Genomic DNA, 21,803 nt, shown 5'->3' on the forward strand with positions numbered 1-21,803 from the left:
ATCCCTGCGCGCCGTGTTCCGCCGCACCCGCTGGTGCCGCCGGCCGCTGGCATACTCGTCAGCCATGGTGCTGTCGCGTGGCTGGGCGCTCTTCCTGATCGGGGTCGGAGTCTGGACGTGGGTGATCTGGCCCCGGTTCGCGGTCGCGATCTGGAACGACCCCCGGTCCTGGTCGGGCGGGAGCGTCGGCACGGGTGACGGGACCGGCTTCCTCTGGGTGCACGTGCTGCTGATCGCCGCGTCACTGGTCATCGGGACGACCACCGGCGTGCTCGGTCTGCGGGGCCTGTTCACTCTCCGCCGCTCCCAGCGATCACCCTAGTAGCCACCCTAGACGATTTATTCCAAGGGGTCAGTGGTCGTATGCGATGGTGAGCGCAGGGTGGGCTGACCGGTGGTCCGGCGACGCCACCCATCAGCTACAAGATTTTTCCCGGGGATAAACCGCGACCAGCGTGGACATGTCGCCTGGCTGTTGCTGATCCTCGCGGACCGCCTCCGCGTCTCGAGGCCCGGCGCGTCACTGCTCATGTGCTCGGATTGGTGGCAGTTGCCCACCAGCAACGCCCTGCAGGCCGGCGGCTGGCTATGGCGCGGCATCATCTGCCGGCACAAACCCGGGTCTCCGTGCCGTGATCGTCCTATACGTGATCTTCCACTGGAACCGGCTCGGGCTGCCCGCCGCGACGTGACGTGCAGCCTCGGGGGTGACGGGCCCGCGGGCCGGCGAGGCACTGGCCGCCGGAACCGACCCGGTGTCGGCGCTCTACGACGATCTGGGGGACGCGGGCCTGCTGCCCGAGGGAACGGTGCCGGAGCGTTCGGCCAGTTCGCTGCTCTGTCCGCCGGCCTGGGTTGGGGTCGTCGCGTTGGGCGACGCCGTCATCGTCACCGTGCCGGCGGGCAGTGGGGCCGTGCTCGTGCGCGAGGTTCCAGCCGGTCGAAGTCGATACTGTGGATGTAGTCCTTGGAGAACGTGCTGATCTTGCCACGTTTCTGGCCTCTGCCACGTTTCTGGTCTCTGCCACGGCGGACGACGCCGACGAATGCGGGTTGGCCGACCTCACGTCCCGGGCGTTCGTGGTGCGTCGCGGGAGTCGCGTTGTCGCGGCGGCTGGCTACCGATGTTGGCCAGGGCGGGTGGCCCACATGTGCGTGCTCGCCATGTCGAGTCAACGTGGGCACGGGCTGGCGCTCCGCAGCAGTCGCGGACGGTTTGGCGAACCAGCTGCTGCCGCAGTGGCGGGCTCGGCGGGACTCGTCGCGCCGAGCGGCGCGGGCACTGGGATTCCGTCGGCTTGGCGCTCAGCTGGGCGTCCGAATCGGAGGGTGAGCCCAACGCCTCGTCGTCGGCTGCGCGGACAGCCGTGCCGAACGCGGCGCGAGTCGCCGATCAGCGCACAGGTTCTGCCGTCTACGCCGGATTGCTGCACTGCGGCGTCTGTGCGGTGCGAGCGCGGGGTGGCGGTGCGGTGATCTCGAGCTGTCACCGTCGGCTGTTGCTCAATTACTGTGGAGGCGGCGGGGTGGTGGTGTGGGGGAGGCGGGATGCGGAATGGCCGGCGTTCGTCGCTGACGTTGCAGCTGTCTTTGCTGGTGGCGGCGATTCTGTTGGAGGTGGTGGCGAACTTCGCGGCGAGCGCGGCTGAGAGTTCCAGTTTCGCTGCCGCGGTGCAGACTTTTTCTGGGCCGGCGTTGATCGTGTTGTTGGTGGTGGTGATCGCTGGTAACGCGATGGTGTTGTGGTGGGAGCGTCCTCGTGGTTCTCGGCCGGTGTGGGGTGGTGATCGGTGTCCGTTTCCGGGTTTGGGTGCGTTTACGGAGCAGGACGCGGCGGTGTTTTTCGGGCGGGAGCAGCTGACCAGGGATCTGGTTCGGCGTTTACATGTGCTTACTGGGCAGCCGGCGGCCCGTTTTGTGTGTGTGACGGGAGCTTCGGGTAGCGGTAAGTCGTCGCTGGTGCACGCGGGTGTGGTGCCGCGTCTGCGGGGGCATCGGTGGCATGTGTTGCCGTCAGTTGTTCCGGCGGGGGAGCCGTTGGGGCGGTTGGCGGCGGTGGCGGCGACGCTGACCGGTGGGCAGCGACAGGCGGTGCTGCGTGCGATGTGGGCTGATCAGGATGGTGTGGCGCAGAGTGTCGCGGCGTGGCGGGCGAAGACGGGAAACCGGTTCGGCCGGGTGCTGCTGATCGTTGATCAGCTTGAGGAACTGGTCACGTTGTCCGGCCCGGCCGAGCGGAAGCTGTTTGTCGACCAGATCGCTGCCGCGCTCGCGGCGGACCGCCGGTTGTGGGTGTTGGCCACGCTGCGGGTCGAGTTTCTGGCGGACCTCCTTGCGAGTGAGTACGCGGAGTTGTTCGCCGGGCCGGTGGCTGTTGGGGCGATGCGTCCCGCTGATCTGGTGGAGGTGATTGAGCAGCCTGCCTGGTTGGCGGGGGTGAGTTTCGAGGCGGGGTTGGTCGCCGAGATCGTGGAGGAGACCGGGACGCCGGATGCGTTGCCGCTGCTGGCGTACCTGTTGCAGGAGATGTACCTGACCGTTGGCACGGGCCGTGTGGTGACCCGGCAGATGTATCAGGCATCGGGTGGGGTTGCTGGGGCGCTGGCCCGGCAGGCAGACACTGTCCTCGCTGAGCTGCGCACGCAGTACGATCCGGAGGCGATCCTGTCGACGCTGCTGCGGCTGGTGTCGATGGATGGGGCGGAGCCCACCCGGCGTCGGGTCCCGATGGCTGAGCTGTCGGCGCAGCAGCGTCAGATCGTGGAGGTCTTTACCGATGCCCGGCTGTTGACCTCCGACGTCAACGACGGCCGGCCGGTGGTGCAGGTGGCCCATGAGGCGTTGTTCCGTCAGTGGGCGCCGCTGCGCCAGCAGGTCGAGACGAGGGCCGTGCATCTGAAACGGCGTGCGGAACTGGAACGCTGGGCGGGCGACTGGCAACGCTCCGGGCGCAGCCCCGACTATCTGCTCACCGGGGATCGGCTGGTGCTGGCGGGGCAGTGGCTGGAGGCGATGCGTTCGGCCGGGCAGGACACGCCGGCGGCTCGTGGGCTGGTCGAGGCGTCTCGGCGGCAGGACACGGCGTTCCTGCGGAGGGTGTCGGAGTCAGTCGGCCACTACGCGTTGACCAACGTTGACCGGTTCCCAGAACTGGCCGTGCTGCTGACCACCGCGGCGTTGACGGAGTGCCCAACGACCCCGGTCGCCGGGCGGGCGTTGATGTCCGCGCTGGCGTCCAGCCACATCGAGGCCGTGTTGGCTGGGCACACAGACGTCGTTCGAGGGGTAGCCTGGGCGCCCGACGGGCGCAGCATCGCGACTGCCTCCCGCGACGGCACCGCCAGGTTGTGGGATGCCGACACCGCGATGGTGACCCATGTGCTGCACGGCCACACCGGCATGGTCGAGGCCATCGCCTTCTCCCCGGACTCCACCATGGTTGCCACCGCGTCGCGGGACACCACCATCCGAGTCTGGGATACGGACACCGCCACCCCGATCGCGGTACTAACCTGCGGCGACCACGCCCGCAGCGTGGCCTGGTCCCCAGACGGCACGGCCCTGGCCGGGACCAGCCGCGACCACCGCACCCACCTGTGGGACACCGCCACCTGGACTAAGCAGACCACGCTGACCGGCCATGCGGGCGATGTGTGGGGCGTTGACTGGGCGCCAGACTCGTCCCGCCTGGCCACCGCCTCCCACGACCGCACGGCCATCGTCTGGGACGTGACCACCGGCCAACCTGCCGTCAGACTGCGCGGCCACCTCGACCTCGTCGAAGCCGTCGCCTTCTCACCCGACGGCCGCTGGATCGCCACCGGATCGGCCGACCGCACCGTGCGGATCTGGGACGCCCACAGCGGCAGCCAACACCGATGCATCGGCGGCCACCGCGACGCGATCTGGTCGCTCACCTGGGCCCCCGACGGCGAACGGCTCACCCTCGCCGCCGGCGACGGCACCATCCGAGTCTGGGACGTGACCCGGCTGCGAGAAATCGCCGAGCTACGCGGGCACGAACACCCCGCCTGGAGCGTCGCGGTCAGCCCGGACGGCACCCGGGTACTCAGCGGCTCCGCCGACCACACCGCAAGGCTCTGGGCCCTGCACCCCCGCGGCGCCGAACAGGTCCAACTCACCGGGCACCACGCGGGGGTCACCGCCCTTACCGCCCCCAACGGTGGCATCGTGACCGGATCCGCCGACGCCAGCGTGCGCCGCTGGCACACCGCCCACCGCCCGCACGCCACTCCCCACGCGATGCCGGCGGCTGTGGTCGCCCTCGCCGGCACGTCGACCGACTCCACGCTCGCCGCCGCCGCGCAGGACGGATCGACACACCTCATCGACAGCTGCGGCACCCACCTGCTATTCACCGACACGGTGGAGTGTGAATCCCTGACCTTCTCCCCGGACGGTAGACGCCTCGCCGCCGGCGCCAAGGACAACACCATCCGCGTCTTCGACGTGCGCACCCGCACCCTGGTGGGCATCCTGTCCGGACACGCCGACTGGATCGGTGCCCTCGCCTGGTCACCCAGTGGCCGGTATCTGGCCTCCGGCTCCGACGACCGCACCGTCCGCATCTGGGACATGCGCAACCCCAGCACCAGCACCGTCCTGGCCGGGCACCACAACTATGTCGACGGGGTGGCCTGGGCGCCAGACGAACACCACCTCGCCAGCTGCTCCGCCGACTGGACCATCCGCGTCTGGAACCTGACCGATCACACCCTGACGCGTGAACTCACCGGACACGACCGGCGAGTACGCGCCGTCGCCTACTCACCCGACGGCCGCTACCTGGCATCCGGCTCCGACGACCGCACCGTACGCCGTTGGGACACCCACACCGACTACGAAAGCGACGTCATCGGAGTCCACCGCGACGCCGTCACCTGCCTGGCCTGGCTACCCGACGGCAACCACGTCGTCACCGGCTCAACCGACGCCACCACCCGAATCTGGGCCACGGAAGTCGACCTCGACGCACTCCTACCCGCCGCACGTCACCGAGTCTTCCGGACCCTCACTCCCGACGAACGCGCCGCCCACCGCCTACCGGCAGCCGAGTAGCTACAAGACCTGCTCCACCTCACGGACCTGCTCACCCACCAGGAACTCCGCCGGGTCCACCCCCAACCGCTCCCGCTGCGGCGAGGCCCAATAGTCGGCGTTAGCTTCCGCGAACGACCGACCTCCCTCGTAGGAAACCACCCAAATATGGGCGCTCGCATCACGGTCCACCCACGAACCGTGCACCTCAAAACCGAACTCCCGTCGCAACGGAACAATCAACCTCCGCCACGCATCAACCCACTCATCCAACCGACCCACCCGCACCAGATACGTACGAACCTGAACTGTCCTCACCGCGCCCACACCCCTCCCAGTACGACAGCATGTCAACCGCAACGCCGCTTACTGTATGGCCAGGACTCTCAGGAACGCGCAGGCCAATGCCGATTTCGATCGCAGGCGAGTCGATCGATGCCTTAATTTCTCTAGGCGATTGAACGAATTCGACTTCAATGCCGGGATCGCGACCCGCTACTGGATCCGGGTGAACCGCGAGAAGGCGCTCACGTAGCCGTACGCTGCGTCTGGTCCCCGTAACCAAATGTGATGGCCGACCATTTAAAGCCGTTGTGCGTCGGCATGAGCAGCTTGGGAACGTCGACCACACCGCGTCGCTCGTCGCGGAAGCGATAGCGCTGATCCGTGCGGCATGCACGGAACGAAAGCCGCGGCGTCGCTCGGGTTCGACAACGACTGCCGTTCGCCGAGACCGACCAGTGCGCCCGCGTGCTCGATCCGCGGCTCGCGGGCATCTTGGTGAGTCGAACTCGTCGGTAGTTGGGGCGACACAGGCGGTGCGGGCGCGGTGTCCGGCGAGAAATCCGTTGGCCTGCCGCCGGTCAGCGAACGGCCGTCGCGGTCGAGTCGAAGCGGTCCGCCACGTAGTTCAGCATGCTGGTCAGTTCTTGGGCACCGACCGCATGCCCGGCCGGACGTGGCCCGTTGATCGGCAGGGAGCCGGCATGTGCCCACTCCAGCCGTCCGTCGGGGCCGACCCGGCTCCTGGTCCGGCCGTGAGTGTCCGGGTGCAGGCAGTACGGAACGTCCAGCAGTCCGCGTCGGAAGGCGATGTGTAGGGCGGTGCCCAGGTCTGGGTCGAGTGACCGGACCGCGTCGATCATCGTGCGGGCCTCCTCGTACAGCCCGGAATCCGATGGCGTCCAAGGGTGGCGGCCGGCGGCCCGCATCTGTTGGGAACACCGGACCTCGCGCTCGGCCCGTTCCACGGCCGCGACGTTGTCGGCGACGTCAGGGATCCGGATCGACTCCATGACGGTCTTGACGATGAGCCGCTCGGCGCCGCCGAAGACGGCGATCCGGGCGCTTTCCTCGAGCAGGGCGGAGGAGCCGGCCCGGGTCCGGGGAAAGACGCCCATGTACGTGTACAGGACGACGTGGACGTCAAGGTCCGGCAGCAGCTCGCCGATCAGGCGCCGGAGGGCGGCCAGCGCCTCCAGATCCTGTTCGGGCTGGGTCTGCTGGGCGTAGCTCAGCGAGATGCTCGGCACCCCGTGCTGGGCGAAGAACATGCCTTCCAGGACGGCGATGGCCACCAGCAGCGACGGCGGGCACATCTGCCCCAGCATGCAGCCGCCGAAGCTCTCCAGGTGGGCCGGTCGTTCCGGCGTGGACATCCCGGCCAGCCGGTCGCAGGCAGCCGCCCACGCGCTGATCGCGGACCGTAGTGGGGTTCGGCCGTACGGTAGGCAGTAGGAGACCGGTCCGCCCTCGGTGGCGTCCAACCCGATCCGGGCCATGGCTTCGATGATGTGCCCGGGCCGCGCTGAGCCGTGCCGGATCTGGATCGGGAATCCGGGCCGGTACACCTCGGACAGCATGGACCTGGTGGTGTCGTCGGGATGAGTGCACAGCGGGTAGCCGTTGAGACCGGTCCGGGTCCGCACGGCGGTACGGGCGCTTCGCAGATCGCCGACGCGGGTGTAGCTGTCGAGTGTGATCGTGCCAACCGTGGTTGCCTGGGCGTCCCGGACCGCGACCAGCCCCGCCCGCATGGCTGCTGGCTCGGCGAAGCCCATCCGGGGCTGGACGACCACCAGACCGTCCCGTCGAGTGTTGTTTATCGCACCGGCGAAGCCCGTCCCCGGTGGTGCCGTCATCGCGCTCCTTCCAGTTCGCGGGCGGCAGCGGCAAGGGCGGCGGCAGCGGCAGGGGCGGCGGCAGGGGCAGGGGCGGCGGCAGGGGCAGCGGCAGGGGTGGCGGCAGTGGCACGGATCTCGGCGAGCAGCCGCATCAGCTCCGGCAGGTCGTCCTTCTCGAGGACGGCGGTCACCCCGGCGGCCTCCAGCGCGGGCGCGTGGACGGCATTCGGGTCCCCGGTGGTGCCGAGCAGCCCGCCAACGATGATCGGCATCGCGTCGTGCCGGGAGTTGTAGCGCACCGCCGTGGCCGCCCGGGCCGCGTCGGCGTGGCCGTGCCCGTTGACCGAGCTGATCACCAGCGCATCGGGTCGCAGCCGGACGCATGCCTCGGTCAGCAGGTCGTCCGGGACGCACGGCCCGAGGTTGGTGACGTCGTGGCCGGCCTCCGCCAGGGCGAGTTGCAGGTAGATGAGGTTCCAGGTGTGGGCGTCGGACGACGTGCCGGTAACCAGGACGTGCAGGCGGCACAGGGTCATGATGGTCGCCCTTCGATCAGGGCCGCCAGCTCGGCCGGGGTGCGGTGCTCAAAGACGTCTACATAGGTCAGTTCGGCGTCGAACCGCCGGTACACCTTCGAGATCAGCCGGGTGGCCTTCAGGGAGTCCCCGCCCGCGTCGAAGAAGTCGTCGTTCACACCGCACGGGGCACCCAGGACGGCCGAGCACAGGTCGGCCAGCTCGGTGGCGACCGGGTTAACCTCGGGCGTGGCGGGCGCGGTCTCATTGCTGGAGATCATGCTGAGGTTCACCTTTCCGTTCGGGAGCAGCGGGAGCCGGTCGGCGATGCGCAGGGTCGCGGGTACGAGGTAGCTGGGCAGCCGCCCGGCGAGCCAGGTGCGGATCGCCGCGGCGTCCGGGGCGGTACCGGGGTCGAGCGGGACCACCCAGGCGGTGAGACCGCTCGGGCCGTCCGGGCCGTCAACCGGCGCCACGGCCGCGACGCGCAGCTGCGGGTGGGCGCACAGGGCACGTTCCACCTCCTCGGGTTCGACGCGCAGTCCCCGGATCTTGACCTGCCGGTCGCGGCGGCCCAGGTAGTCGAGCCCGCCGTCCGGCCGTGCGGCGACCAGGTCGCCGGTGCGGTAGTAGCGGCCGGTGCCGTCCGGGCCGGGACCGAACCGGGCGGCGGTCTCCTCCGGCTTGCCGGCGTAGCCGAGGCTGAGCGACGGCCCACCGACGAGCAGCTCGGCGGCGCCGTCCTGGTCCGGCAGGAGAACCTGTTGCACGTGGTCCAGGGGTGTGCCGATCGGCACCCGGCCGTCGGGCCCGATCCGCCGGCCGAACCCGCCGCCCAACTCGGCGGCGTGGGTGACGAGCACCGTCTCGGTCTGCCCGTACGTGTTGAGCAGCCGGATCCGGTCGGGGGCGCGCTCGGCCCAGGTCCGTACCTGGGGCGCCCGGACCTCCTCCCCACCGATGATCACCAGCCGGAGGTCGCCGAGCAGCGCCGCCGTCGCCTCCGGGGTCTCGTCGGCCTCATCGAGGAATGCCACCAGCTCGTACCAGAAGGCCGTGGGCAGGTCGATGACGGTGATCTGGTGGCGCCGGACCGCTTTCAGTAGGGCGGGCACGGATCCGCTGGTAGCCGCCGGGTCGATGACGAGGGTGGCTCCGGACAGGAACGCCGACCAGATCTCCTCGCCGCTGGTGTCCCAGCTCAGTGCGGCGAAGCTCAGCACCCGGTCGCCCGGGCCGGTGTCGCACCGCCGGATCAGTGAGGTGGCCGCCACGTACAGGGCGCCCTGCGACACCCGGACGCCCTTGGGGTCGCCGGTGGAGCCGGAGGTATGGATGACGTACACCGGGTCGTCGGGGTCCGTGAGCTCGTCGTCCAGGCTTTCGTCAGACCGCAGAGCCGCATCGATGGGCAGGAACGTCACAGGAAGACTGGGCGGGAAGCCCTTCAGGGCGTCGTACCGGCCGGCGACGGTCCGGACACCGCTGCCCGCGATCATCTGTTCGAGGCGGGGAGCGGGCTGGGCCGCGTCGAGCGGCGTGTAGGCCGCGCCGATCCGGCCGAGCGCCAGCATGCAGAGCAAGCTCTGCCGGGTGCGTTCGGCGGCGACGCCGACCACCTCGCCGCGGCCGACGCCGTGGCGGCGCAGGGACCCGGCGAGCATCCCGGCCTGGGACCACAGGTCGCGGTAGGTCAGGGTTCCGTCCGGGTCGACGAGGGCGGGGGCACCGGGCCGCTGCGCCGCCGAGCAGCGCAGCGCCGCGCCGACGGTGCCGGGGTTCGGTCCAGGGTCGGTCACCGGTTCAGCGGCGGTCGGGCTGGGGGGGTAGGTCGCTGTCATGGCGTCCTTGGGTCGGAGGTGGCAGGGATCAATTCGCGGCGGGGTGCTGGCGCTGCCGGAGGCTGAGCGGCCGCATGTCGGTCCAGAGGGTCTCGATCCGGTCCAGGCAGGTCTGCTTGGGACCGCGGGTCCCCTCCTCCCGCCAGCCCGGTGGGGCCGGGCGGCTGGTCGGCCAGATCGAGTACTGCTCCTCGTCGTTGAGGACGACCTTGAACTGCTCGTCGGTGTCGATGTCGGACACGGCTTCGCCTTTCTCGGAGGTGACGCGGGAACGGTGGGTGTCAGTGCCGGCGCACGCCGTCCGCCGTGCCCAGTGCTTCCACGCAGGCGCTGACGACGGTGGGACAGCGGTCGGTGCTGAGCATGGTGGCGTGGATCCCCGGCAGGTGGATGGTCCGCGGCGCCCCGGACCGGCCCAGCAGCTTCCGCCACCCGACCGCGTACGGGCCGTAGGCGGTGTGCGAGGTACCGGAGGGGCGTTCGGGCGCCGCGTCGGTGCATTCGGCCGAGACCACGAACTGGGTGCGCACGTTCGACTCATCCGGTAGCGGGAGTGGGCGGTACTCGGCGAAGGCCGCCAGCATCTGGCCGCAGGCGCGCATCGGCAGGGCGTCGCCGAGGCTGACCTCGCCGGCCGAGTAGCCGGCGTCTTCCAGCAGCCGGGTCAGTTCGGCCCGCAGCCGGTCGCCTTCCGGATCGCCGGCGGGCAGCCGGCGGATCCGCTCCGCGAGGTCCGCGCCGCGCAGGTAGCTGTCCCGGGCCGGCCGGTGCAGGTCGATGGTCCGGGCCACCCCGGGCAGAGTGGGCTCGAGCAGGATCAGCTGGACCGGCTCGCCGAGCCGGTCCAGCTGCCGCGCCAGCTCGAAGGCGATGGTGCCGCCGAGGGACCAGCCGACCACGACGTACGGGCCCTCGGGCTGCACCAGTCGCAGGTCGGCCAGATACCCGGCGGCCATGTCCTCGATGGTCTCCGCGGGCGCCTCCCGCCCGTCCATGCCGAGCGGCTGGAACGCGTGCACCGGGTGCGCCGTCGGCAGGGCGCCCGCCAGGGGCAGATACCAGGCGACGCCGCCGCCGCTCGGGTGCACGCAGAACACCGGACGCCCATCGCCCCCGCCACGCAGGGTCACCACCGTCCGCGTCGTGCCGGTGTGCCCGGCGCCGAAGACGGTGTCCAGCACCGGGGCGTCCGCATCGGCGCGGCTCCGCTCGATCGCGCGCACGGCCTGCCCGCGGACGGTCGGTTGCTCGAAGACGTCCCTGGGCGAGATTTCCACCCCCGCCCGGCGGCAGGCGCCGGAGAGCTGGATGACGGAGATCGACGTACCGCCGAGGTCGAAGAAGTTGTCCCCGATCCCGACCCGGTCGGTGCCCAGGACCATGGACCACAACTCGGCCAGCAGCTGCTCGCCGGGGGTGCGTGGGGCCTGGTACCGGTCCTCGAGTTCCGGTCGTTCGGACGTCGGGCCGGGCAGCGCCCGGTGGTTGACCTTGCCGTGCGGCGTGAGGGGGAAGGCGTCGAGCGCGACCCACTGGTTCGGCACCATGAACTCCGGCAACTGCTCCGCGCAGAACCGGCGCAGCGCCGACACGGTGACCGGCGGGTGGTTCTCGGCCGGAACGAACCAGCCGACCAACTGCTCGTCGCGAACCAGCACCACCGCGTTCTCCACCCCGGGGTGCTCGGCCATCCGGGCCTCGATCTCGCCCAGCTCGACACGGTAGCCGCGCAGCTTGACCTGGTCGTCGACCCGTCCGACGAAGTCGAGGAGCCCGTCGTCGCGCCACCGCACCAGGTCCCCGGTGCGGTACATCCGCGCTCCCGGCTCGCCGGCCGGATCGGGCAGGAACCTCTCGGCGGTGAGGGCGGGCCGGCCGAGGTAGCCGCGGGCGATGCCGTCGCCGCCGATGAAGAGCTCCCCGACGGCCCCGACCGGAACCGCCTCGAGCCAGGCGTCGAGAACCTGGAGCCGGGTTTCGCCGAGCGGGCGGCCGAGCGGCAGTGGGCTGTCCGCGGCCGCCTCCCCGGCATCGCGAACCGGGTGCACTACGCGCCCGATCACCGTCTCGGTTGGCCCGTAGTGATTGATGACCTCGGCGTCCGGGCGGAGCTCCAGCAGCTGCTTCACCAGAGCCGGGTCCAGCGTCTCGCCGCCGACGACCCAGCCGCGCGCCGCCGGTGGGAGCTGCTGGCCGGTCCAGTGCCCGACCAGGTGGCGCAGGTGCGACGGGGTGAGCCGGACGTAGTCGTAGGCCAGTGGCCCGGACAGCTCCTCGGCCAGCTCGGCCAGGGTCGCGTCGGCTGGCAGCAGGGTGACGCCGCGACCGGACACCAGCGGCTCGAAGAGGGCCGATATGGTCAGGTCGAAGCCGACCGACGAGTGCGCCAGGGTGCCGCGCCGTCCGGCAGTCGGATAGTTCGCGGCCGCCCAGCAGAGGTAGCGCACCAGCCCGATGTGCTCCACCGCGACGCCTTTCGGCTGCCCGGTCGACCCGGACGTGAAAATCGAGTACGCCAGGCTGCGGGGGTCGACGGTCACCTCGGGGCGGTGGTCCGGCATCGCGGTGAGCCGGTCGGCCACCCGGTCCAGCGCCACCACCGGCACGCCGCCGAAGACCTCCGGCCCCGGTAGGCACCCGCCGTGCCCGGTGCGGGCCCCCGCCAGGCACCCGCCCCCCTGCCCGGTTCGGGTCAGGATCAGCGCGGGTGTCACCGTGCCGGCGATCCGGGTCAGCCGGGCCGTCGGGTAGCCCGGGTCCACCGGGATGAAGTAGCCCCCTGCCTTGAGGACGGCGAGCATCGCGACCACGAGCTCCGGGCTGCGCTCCAGCAGGAGCAGCACCGGTGTCTCCGGGCCGACCGGCGGCGCCCCCAGCGCCCCGGTGCGCAGGGCGTGGGCCAGGCGGTTCGCCTGGGCGTCGAGGCCGGCGAAGGTGAGGCTGCTGGCGCCGGTGCGCAGCGCGGTCCGCCCCGGGGTCCGGGCGGCCTGTGCCTCGACGAGCTGGTGCACCGTACGGTCGTCGCCGACGTGCTGCTCGGAACGCCCCCACCGGGACGTGCGTACCGTGTCGCTCTCGGACGTGACGGCCAGGCGGGTGACCGCGACGTCCGGGGTACGGACGGCTGCGGCGAGCAGATTGGTCAGCGACGTCACGAGCCGTTCGGCGGTGCCGGGTAGATAGAGGTCGTCGGCGTACTCGAGGACGCCCTCCAGCGTCGAGCCGTCGTCCACCACCGTCAGGACGAGGTCGAACTTGCAGGTCGTGACCGGTACGGGTACGGGCTCGAGGTCCACCTCGCCAGCGCTCCGGCCGGCCGGCTCCTGGCTGCTGAAGCTGTACATGATCCGGAACAGCGGCCCGCTGCCGGCGCCGCGGTCGGCAACCAGCTGCGCGAACGGGAGCTCCTGGTGGGCCAGGGCGTCCGCGGTCCGGGCGTGGGTGCGGCGCAGCAGTTCGTGGAACGTCGGTGTGCCGGACAGGTCACCCCGCAGGACCACCGTGTTGACCAGGCAGCCGACCAGGTTGTCCAGCCGCGGGTCGCCGCGCCCGGACACGGTGCCGCCGAGCACGACGTCGTCGCCGCCGGTGATCCGGTACAGCAGGGCCTGCAGTGCCGAGAGCACCACGGTGGACACCGTGGTACCGCACCGGCGGGCCAGCTCGCGGATGCCCTGGATCTGCCGCGGTGCCAGCGCGAACTCCACCGCGCCGCCACCGCCGCCGGGCGTGGTCGGGCGCGGGAGGTCGCCGGCCACCTCGGTGGCGACGGCGCCGGTCAGCTCGGTGCGCCAGAAATCCAGCTCCGCCGCGTATCGCCCGCGCTGCACCGACCGGCGCTGCCAGACCGCGTAGTCGGCCTGCGCCGGGGCCGGCTCGCCGAGCTCGGGTTCACGGTGCCCGGTGCCGGCCGCGTACAGCTCGGTGAGGTCGCGCTGGATCAGGTCCATCGACCAGGCGTCAACCGCCACGTGGTGGGCGGTCAGCAGCAGGACGTGCTCCCGCTCATCGAGGCGCCACAGCACGGCGCGCAGCGGGTGCTCGGTCGCGAGGGGGAAACCGAGCGCGGCTTCGGCCAGCAGGAGCTGCGCGAGGTTCGTGCCCGGTGCGGCATCGCGCTCGTCGAGTGTCGCGCCGCACCCGGCGGGGTCGGCGACCTGGACCGGCATCCCGTCCGGGCCGGGGTAGATCCGGGTGCGCAGCATGTCGTGCCGGTCGACCACCCGGTTCAGCGCGCGGCGCAGCGCCCCGCGGTCCAGCGGGCCGCTCAGCCGCAGCGCCAGCGGTACGTTGTAGACGCTGTCGCCGGCGGTCACCTGATCCGCCAGCCAGATCGATTCCTGCATCTGCGACAGCGGCAGCGGCTCATCCCGCGGCACCGGGATCAGGCTGACGGCGTCGTCATCGGTGGACGCCTCGGCGGCGAGTTCCGCGGCGACGGCGGCGACGGTCGGGGCCGCCAGCAGCCGCCGCAGGGAGAGGCCGGCGCCGAACTCGTCGCGGATCCGGGCGAGGAGCCGGAAGGCGAGTAGCGAGTGGCCGCCAAGTGCGAAGAAGTTGTCGCTGACCGCGACCTCCGGCAGGCCGAGTACCTCGGCGAAAGCGGTGCAGAGGAAGCGTTCCCGGTCGTCCCGCGGTGGCCGGGCGGCGCTGCGGGTGCCGTAGTCCGGCGCGGGCAGCGCGGCGCGGTCGAGCTTGCCGTTCGGTGTCGTGGGAAGGTCCGGTACCGGCACGATCGCCGCCGGGATCATGTAGTCGGGCAGCTTCCGGGAAAGCTCGGCGCGTAGCGCGTCGGGGTCGACCGGGCCGCCCGGGATCACGTATGCCACCAGTCGCAGGTCACCGGGCCGGTCCTCGCGGACGACCGCTGCGGCCCGGCGCACCGGACCGGCCTCGATCAGCGTCGTCTCGATCTCTCCGAGCTCGATCCGGAAGCCGCGGAGCTTGACCTGGTGGTCGGTGCGGCCCAGGTACTCCAGGTCGCCTGCGGCGGACCAGCGGACCAGGTCGCCGGTGCGGTACATCCGGGTGCCGGGCGGGCCGAACGGGTCGGGCCGGAACTTCTCGGCCGTCAGACCGGGCCGGTTCCAGTACCCGCGGGCCAGCCCCTCCCCGGCGATGTGGAGTTCACCGGGGACCCCGATCGGGGCGGGACGCAGGTTCGCGTCGAGGACGTACACCTGGGTGTTGTCGATGGGCACGCCGACGGATCCGCGGCGGGTGCTGCCCGCGCTGGCCGGGCCGGTGGTAGACCAGATGGTGGTCTCCGTCGGTCCGTACATGTTGGTGACCTCGGCGCCGGCGTCGCGTAGCCGGCGGGCCAGTTCGGCGGGCAGCGCCTCGCCGCCGACCAGGACCCGAATTCCGGCCAGTGCCGGTCCGGGGAACTCCGGTACGAGGGCCTGCCACAGGGTCGGTGTGGCCTGGGCCAGGGTAACCCGGTGCCGGCCGGCGAGGTCGATCAGTGCCGCCGGGTTGCGGGCGGTGTCCGCGTCGGCGAGCACGACACCGGCGCCGGAGCGCAGCGGCAGGTACAGCTCCAGGCCGGCGATGTCGAACGAGATGGTGGTGGTGGCCAGGACCCGGTCGTCGGTGGTGAGGGGGAACCGTTCGGCCATCGCCGCCAGGAAGTTGTCGAGCGCGGCCCGGGTGATCACCACGCCTTTTGGTCGGCCGGTCGATCCCGAGGTGTAGATCACGTACGCGCTGTGCCCGGCGGGGACGGCGGGCAGCTCCGTGGCGGGATAGCCGCCGGTGTCGGTTTCCTCGAGGACCACGAGCCCGGTGCTGTCGTCCGGGCCGAGCCGCCCGGCCGTGGCAGCGTCGGTTACCACCAGCACCGGGCAGGCGTCGGACAGCAGGTAGGCGATCCGCTCGACCGGGAAGTCCGGGTCGATGGGCAGGTACGCGGCCCCGGACTTGATGACGGCGAGCAGGGTGACGAGCAGATCGGCGGACCGCGGGAGCAGCACGGCCACGAACGTCTCGGTGCCCGCGCCCCGCTCCATCAGGAGCCGAGCCAGCCGGTTCGCCCGCTCGTCGAGCTCCCGGTAGCTGAGCGTCTTGCTCCCGTCGATCACGGCGACCGCGCCGGGCGTGCGGCGGCACCACTGTTGGAAGCGTTCGCGCAACGACGCGGCGGGCAGCGGCCGGGCGGTGTCGTTCCACCTGCGCAGGACGGTGTGCAGCCCGTCCGCGTCCAGCAGGTCCACCTCGGATATCAGCCGGTCGGGCGCACCGGCCAGCCCGGCGAGCAGGCTGAGGAACTGGCCGGCCAGTCGTTCCGCGGCCGCCGGGGTGAACAGGTCCGCGGCGGCCACCAGGGTGACGGCGAGGCGATCGCCGTCGTCCAGGACGCTCAGGTCGAGGTCGCATTTGGCGAGGGCCACGTCGACCGGCTGCTCGGTGCCCGTCGCCTCACCGAACGCCAGGGTCACGGCGGCCGCTTCGGGCCCGGCCATCGCCTGCACCAGCGGCTGGCTGCCCGCGACGCGGTCCCGGCGCAGCTCGCGGACGAGCCGCTCGAACGGGATCTGCGGGTGGGCGAAGTCGTCGCGCGAGCCGGCGACCGTACGGTCCAGCACCTCGTCGAATCCGGGCTGGCCGGTCAGGTCCAGCCGGACCGGTATCACCCCGGCGAAGAGGCCGACCACCGATTCGAGGTCGGTACGCTCGCGACCGGCGACCGGTACGCCGACCGCGAAGTCGTCCTGGCCGGTGAGCCGGTGCAGGAACGTGCCGTACGCGGCGAGTAGCACGGTGAACGGTGTGGTGTCGTGGGCTGCGGCCAACCGGCGGACGGCCGCCGCGGTGGCGGCGGGCAGCTCCCGCCGGACGCTGTGCGCGCGCCAGTCCCGGTCTGCCGGGCGCTGCCGGTCGCCGGGAATCTCCAGGTCGGGCAGCCCGGCGAGCCGCTGCCGCCAGTACTCGAGCTGGTCGTCCAGTTCACCGGCGGTGAGTCGCCCGTGCTGCCAGGCGGCGACGTCACGGAAAGCCGGTGCCGCCCCGCCCGCCGGCAGCTCGCCGGCGTAGGCCCGGGCCAGGTCGGCGAGGAGCAGGCCGCCCGACCAGCCGTCCAGGACGATGTGATGGACGGTGACGAGCAGGACGTGCTGCTTGGCGCCGATCCGGTGGAGACAGGCCCGCAGCAGCGGCCCGCGTTCCAGGTCGAAGGGCTGTTCGGCGGTGGTACGCAGCGCCTGCGGCAGCTCGGCCTCGGTGACGTCGATGACCGGGAGCGCGACCGGTGCCGCGGGAGCGGTCTGCTGGACTGGTTCGCCGTTTGGCCCGAGCCGGAACACGGTGCGCAGCGCCTCGTGCCGGGCCGTCACCGCGTCCAGCGCCGCGCGCAGCGCGGCCACGTCGAGCGGGCCGGTCAGCCGGACGGCGAGCGGCACGCTGTACAGCGGCGTCCCCGGCCGCAGTTGTTCGGAGAACCAGATGCCGGCCTGTCCCGGCGCCAGCGGCACGGGTCCGGGCGGCTGGACCGGTAGGCCGCCCCCGTGCGCCGGGCCCCGGCGCAGGCGGGTGCCCGCGCGAGCGATCCGGGCCCGGACCGCCTCCAGGCGCGGGTCCGTCTCGGCACGAGGCAGCTCTTCGATGGTCATGCGGTGCCTTCCTGCGTGTCGGAGACGAGGGCGGTCAGCACGGATTCGGCGACGGCGGCCACCGTCCGGGTGGCGTACAGCTCGGTCAGGGAGAACTCGATGTCGAAGCTCTCGCGGAGGCGGGCGACGAGCTGGGTCGCGCGTAGGGAGTGCCCGCCCAGGTGGAAGAAGTCGTCGAACACCCCCGGCGGGTCCGTCTGCAGGACCGTGGCGAACAGGTCCGCGATGAGCTGCTCCAGGTCATTGCGGGGTTCCGTGCGGCCGGTACCGCGCAGGCCGTGCTGCCGCGGATCGGGCAGGGCCTGCCGGTCCACCTTTCCTGCCGTGGTCAGCGGCAGCTGGTCGAGTTCGACGAAGAGGGCCGGGACCAGGTACGACGGGAGCGTCGCGGAGCAGAAGCGGCTGAGGGCGGCGGTGTCCAGGCGGTGCCCGACCGCCGGCACCACGTAGCCGACCAGGACGCGTTCCGCGCCGGGCTCGGGTGGGAGGTGGTCGACGACGGCCGCCGTCTCCACCCCGGGCGCCACCGCGAGCCGGGCCGTGACCTCACCCGGCTCCACCCGGTGGCCGCGGATCTGCACCTGGTCGTCGGCCCGACCCAGGAAGTCGAGGCGCCCATCGGCCCGGGCCCGAACCAGATCGCCGCTGCGGTACATGCGTTCGCCGGGGACCACCGGGTCGGGCAGGAACCGCTCGGCGGTCAGCGTGGGCCGCCCGAGATACCCGCCGCTGAGGCACCCGCCGATGTACAGCTCGCCGGTCGTACCGGGTGGCACCGGCCGCAGGGCGTCGTCGAGCACGTGCACCCGCGCGCCGTACCGGGGGCCGCCGATCCCGACGATCTCCGCCTGCGCCTCGGCCAGGGTGACGTCGACGGCGGTGGCGGTGATGGTCGCCTCGGTCGGGCCGTACGTGTTCACCAGCCGGCACCGCGGCGCCCACGCGAGCCAGTGTCGGGCGACGTCACCGGATACGGCCTCACCGCCGAGAACGAGCAGCCGGAGCAGGTCCGGCGGCGGCGCGTCGCCGCGGCGGTTGACGACGGCGGACCAGTAGGCGGGCGGCAGTTCCGCGACGGTCACCGCCGTGCGTCGCAGCAGCTCCGGGAACTCCTCCGGCTGCCACAGCTCGTCCGGGCGCAGCACCACCGTGGCGCCCACCGTCAATCCGGGCAGCAGTTGTTCGAGCGAGGCGTCGAACGAGTGGCTGGCGAACTGCAGGACGCGGTCGGCGGCGGTGAGCTCGTACGCCGCGGCCATCGCCCGGCAGTGCCGCGTCAGCATGCGGTGCAGCCCGATGACGGCCTTGGGGCGGCCGGACGTTCCGGAGGTGTAGATGAGGTACGCCGGCTGCTCGACGTCCACCGCGGGCAGCGGGGCCGCGCCGACGTCCGGGCCGGTGACCGGGACCGGCACGACGCCGTCGGGGAGGGTCAGGTCGCCGTCGGGCAGGGTCAGGCCGCTGTCCACGATGGCGAACCTGGTCCCGGAGTCGAGCAGGAACGCGCGTTTGCGTTCGGCCGGCAGGACCGGATCGACCGGCAGGAAGGTGCCGCCGGCCCGGAGCACCGCCAGCAGGGCGACCACCGAGTCGACGCCGCGCGGCAGGTGCACGGCCACCGGCTGCTCCGGCCGCACGCCGAGGGCGACCAGCCGCCGGGCCAGGCTGCCGGCCCGCTCGGTCAGTTCCGCGTAGGTGAGCCGGTCCGCGCCGCAGACCACGGCCGTGGCCGAGGGGGTACGCGCCGCCTGCTCGGTGATCAGGACATGGATCGGGCGGTCCGGTTCGTCCGCGGGTGTCGGCGCGTCCCACGGGAGAATCTCGGGACCGCCACCGTCCAGTTCGCTCACCCGGATGTCCGGGTTGGCGGCTGTCTGTTCCAGCACGGCCAGGAAACGGGCGGCCAGTCGCTCGGCCGCCGCGGTGCTGAACAGGTCGGTGGCGTACTCGATCGTCGCGCTCAACCCGCCGTCCGCGTCCAGTTCCAGGTCGACGGTCAGGTCGGCTGAGGCGCTGAGCCGGGGGAGCGCGGCATCGCGGACAGTCAGCCCGGCGACGGCTACCGGCGCCCGGTCCACGTGCCGCACGTCAAACAGCACGGTGAACGGGCTCTCGGCCGGCAGGTCGCCCCGGCGGCGCAGCTCGGCCAGTAGTCCCTCCACCGAGCAGCCGGGGACCACCCGGCCCGGCGCCGACCGGACCCGGCCCCGGGAGTACCGGTGGGTGTCCAGGTCGCCGGTGCGGACGGTCTCGATCAGGGACAGCATCGTCGGGTCCGCGGACAGGTCGACCGGGCGCGGAACGGTGTCGACGAAGAAGCCCGCGACGGACTCGCCGTCCGCGTGCAGGCGGTCCGCCAGCGGCGTGCCGACACAGGTGCGGGGGGCTCCGGTCCAGCGGGACAGCAGCGCGTGGAAGCAGGCCAGCAGGACCACGTTCGGGGTGGTCCGCGAGCTCGCCGCCAACCGGCGCAGCAGCGCCGTGGTGCCGTCCGGGACGGTGATGGTGAGCGTGGCGCCGCGCCCGGTCTGCGCCGCCGCTCCGGGGACGTCGACCGGCAGCCGCGGTGCGACGGCTCCGGCGAGCCGGCGGCGCCACCAGTCGAGCCGCTCCGCGGCCGGCTCGGCCTCCTCGGCCACCCGGGCCAGCGTGAAGTCGCGGAATGACACTGGTTCGGGCAGGGCCGGGCCGTCCCCGCCGGCGGCCTCCCGGTACAGGTGCAGCAACTCGTCGCGCAGGACGTCGAGCGACTGGCCGTCGGCGGCGACGTGTGCGACGGACAGCAGCAGCACATGCCGGTCGTCTCCGGTGCGGACCAGCAGGACCCGGGTCAGTGGCCCGGCGGCGAGGTCGAACGGGCGGGCGAGCTCATCCGCCAGCCGGTCCGTCAGCGCGGCGGCCGGATCGGCGGCGCTCCGGACGTCGGCGTACCGGGGGATGATCGCGGCCGAGCGGCCGGATGTCCAGTGCGGACGGCCGTCCGCGCCGGCGACGATGCGGGCGCGCAGGGCCTCGTGCCGGGAGACCAGCCCGGTCAACGCCGCGGTCAGGGCGGCCCGGTCCAGCGGGCCGTCCAGCGCGAGGGCCAGGGGACACGCGTGCTCGGCGGAGTCCGGCCGCAGCTGGTGTGCCGTCCACATCCGTTGCTGACCGGCGGTCAGGGCGAAGTCCGTCGGCCCCGAGCGCCGGGACGGGACCGGGCCGAGCGGTGCCAGCAGCCGCAGGGCACCGGACGGCGCGACGGCGAAGACGTTCACCCCGGTGTCGGCGTCGGCGGCCACCGCCGTCAGCCCGCGCGTCAGCGCCTCGCTCAGGGCCTCGATGCCGGCCGGGTCGAACAGCCCGGAGTCGTACTCCAGGAACGCGGTCATCGCGCCGGCCTCGTCGGCGACGTCGAGCAGCAGGTCGAACTTGGCGGTCGCCCGGGGCACCGTGACCGTCTCGACCGAGATTCCCGGCAGGTCCAGTGTCTCGCCCACGGCGTTCTGGTAGTTGAAGCCGACCTGGAACAGGGCGGTCCCGGTCGGCGTCCGCTGCGGGCGCAGCCGGCGGACCACCTGGTCGAAGGGGATGTCCTGGTGGGCGTAGTTGTGCAGTGCGGTCCGCCGGGTGTCGGCCAGCAGGGCGGTGAACGAGCTGCCGGACACGACGCGGACCCGCTGCACCACCGTGTTCACCAGGTAACCGACGACCTCCTCGCTGCCGGGAACCGACCGGGTGGCGACCGGTGAGGTCACCGCCACGTCCGGGCTGCCGCTCCAGTCGCTCAGGGTGGCCTGCAGCGCCGCGAGCAGCACCATGTACACCGATGAGCGGGACGTCCGGGCCAGCGCACGGATGCCGTCCGCCGGGTCGGCCGGGACGACGAAGTGGACGGCGGCGCCCGCGCCGCGGTGATGCCGGTGGCGGGGCCGGTCGGTGGGCACGGCCAGGTGCCGCAGCCCGGCGAGCCCGTCCGCCCAGTACCGCAGGTGCTTCTCGGCGTCGAGCCCGGCCAGGCGCTCGTTCTCCTGCCGGATGAGGTCTGGATAGTCCAGCTCCGGTCCCGTCCAGGCTGCCCCCTCCTGGTACGCCGCGCCGAGGTTGCGCAGCAGGATGCCGGTGGACCAGTCGTCGAAGACGATGTGGTGGACGTTGAACACCAGGACCGCGTCGTCGGGACCGAGGCGCAGCAGCCGGGCCCGCGCTAGGGGCCCGTTCGCCAGGTCCAGCGGCTGCCAGCCGAACCCCGCGGCGGCGGTCCGGGCCGCCTCGACGGTGCCGCCGGCTAGGTCGGCGACATCGAGGTCGAACGGGGCGTCCGGGGCGATCTCGTGCCACGGCTCGCCGTTCTCGTCGACCGTGAACCGGGCGCGCAACGCGGCGTGCCGCCGGGCCAGTGTGTCCAGGGCGGTCCGCAGCCGCTGCTCGTCGAGCGGGCCGCGCAGGCGAACCGCCACCGGGACGTTGTAGGCGGGGGCCGCGTCCTCGAAGGTCTCGGCGAACCAGATGCGCTGCTGCCCGGCGGTCAGCGGCAGGCGGACGGCCTGCTCGGCCTGCGGCGGCGTCCCGTTCTGCGGGGTCATCGGCTCACCTGCGGGGTGCGGTGGGTGCCGCCTGCCGCAGCGCGGCGGCGGCGTCGAGGGCGGTCTCGGTCACGTCGTCCTCCTGGTGCGGGAA

The 21,803-nt window shown here is 72.3% G+C and carries 10 protein-coding genes; 3 read left to right on the top strand and 7 right to left on the bottom strand.

Annotation, left to right across the window (positions count from 1 at the left end):
• Window positions 1–64: 64 nt before the first annotated feature.
• The 3 genes from T398_RS21155 (at window position 65) to T398_RS21165 (ending at window position 5,079) form a co-directional block, all read left to right on the top strand.
• Window positions 65–322, top strand: coding sequence for an SCO4848 family membrane protein (locus T398_RS21155; RefSeq protein ID WP_496449366.1), 258 nt, complete (start codon window positions 65–67; stop codon window positions 320–322).
• A gap of 385 nt (window positions 323–707) precedes the next feature.
• Entirely contained in the window at window positions 708–983 is a 276-nt protein-coding gene (locus T398_RS21160) for a hypothetical protein (protein ID WP_496449368.1), read from the top strand.
• Between the two features lie 565 nt (window positions 984–1,548).
• A complete protein-coding gene (locus T398_RS21165; protein WP_496449369.1) occupies window positions 1,549–5,079 on the top strand; it encodes an nSTAND1 domain-containing NTPase in 3,531 nt (1,176 codons plus the stop codon).
• Here the strand turns inward: T398_RS21165 and T398_RS21170 are convergent, their stop codons facing one another.
• From T398_RS21170 to T398_RS21200, 7 genes are all read right to left on the bottom strand, one after another.
• Entirely contained in the window at window positions 5,080–5,346 is a 267-nt protein-coding gene (locus tag T398_RS21170) for an NIPSNAP family containing protein (RefSeq protein ID WP_496449415.1), read from the bottom strand. It lies immediately after the preceding gene.
• Window positions 5,347–5,921: 575 nt separating this feature from the next.
• Window positions 5,922–7,199, bottom strand: a complete 1,278-nt coding sequence (locus T398_RS21175) for a methylaspartate mutase (protein WP_496449370.1) — start codon at window positions 7,197–7,199, stop codon at window positions 5,922–5,924.
• Entirely contained in the window at window positions 7,196–7,717 is a 522-nt protein-coding gene (locus T398_RS21180; protein WP_496449372.1) for a cobalamin B12-binding domain-containing protein, read from the bottom strand. The genes T398_RS21175 and T398_RS21180 overlap by 4 nt, the downstream gene beginning before the upstream one ends.
• Window positions 7,714–9,537 carry a non-ribosomal peptide synthetase gene (locus tag T398_RS21185; protein WP_496449374.1) on the bottom strand — a complete coding sequence of 608 codons (1,824 nt, stop codon included), beginning with the start codon at window positions 9,535–9,537 and terminating at the stop codon, window positions 7,714–7,716. Before T398_RS21185 ends, T398_RS21180 begins: the two co-directional genes overlap by 4 nt.
• 28 nt (window positions 9,538–9,565) lie before the next feature.
• Window positions 9,566–9,778, bottom strand: coding sequence for an MbtH family protein (locus tag T398_RS21190; protein ID WP_496449376.1), 213 nt, complete (start codon window positions 9,776–9,778; stop codon window positions 9,566–9,568).
• Window positions 9,779–9,818: 40 nt separating this feature from the next.
• Window positions 9,819–17,144 carry an amino acid adenylation domain-containing protein gene (locus T398_RS21195; protein WP_496449378.1) on the bottom strand — a complete coding sequence of 2,442 codons (7,326 nt, stop codon included), beginning with the start codon at window positions 17,142–17,144 and terminating at the stop codon, window positions 9,819–9,821.
• Entirely contained in the window at window positions 17,141–21,709 is a 4,569-nt protein-coding gene (locus tag T398_RS21200) for an amino acid adenylation domain-containing protein (protein ID WP_496449379.1), read from the bottom strand. The genes T398_RS21195 and T398_RS21200 overlap by 4 nt, the downstream gene beginning before the upstream one ends.
• Window positions 21,710–21,803 lie beyond the last annotated feature (94 nt).

This window comes from Salinispora goodfellowii (assembly GCF_059570675.1).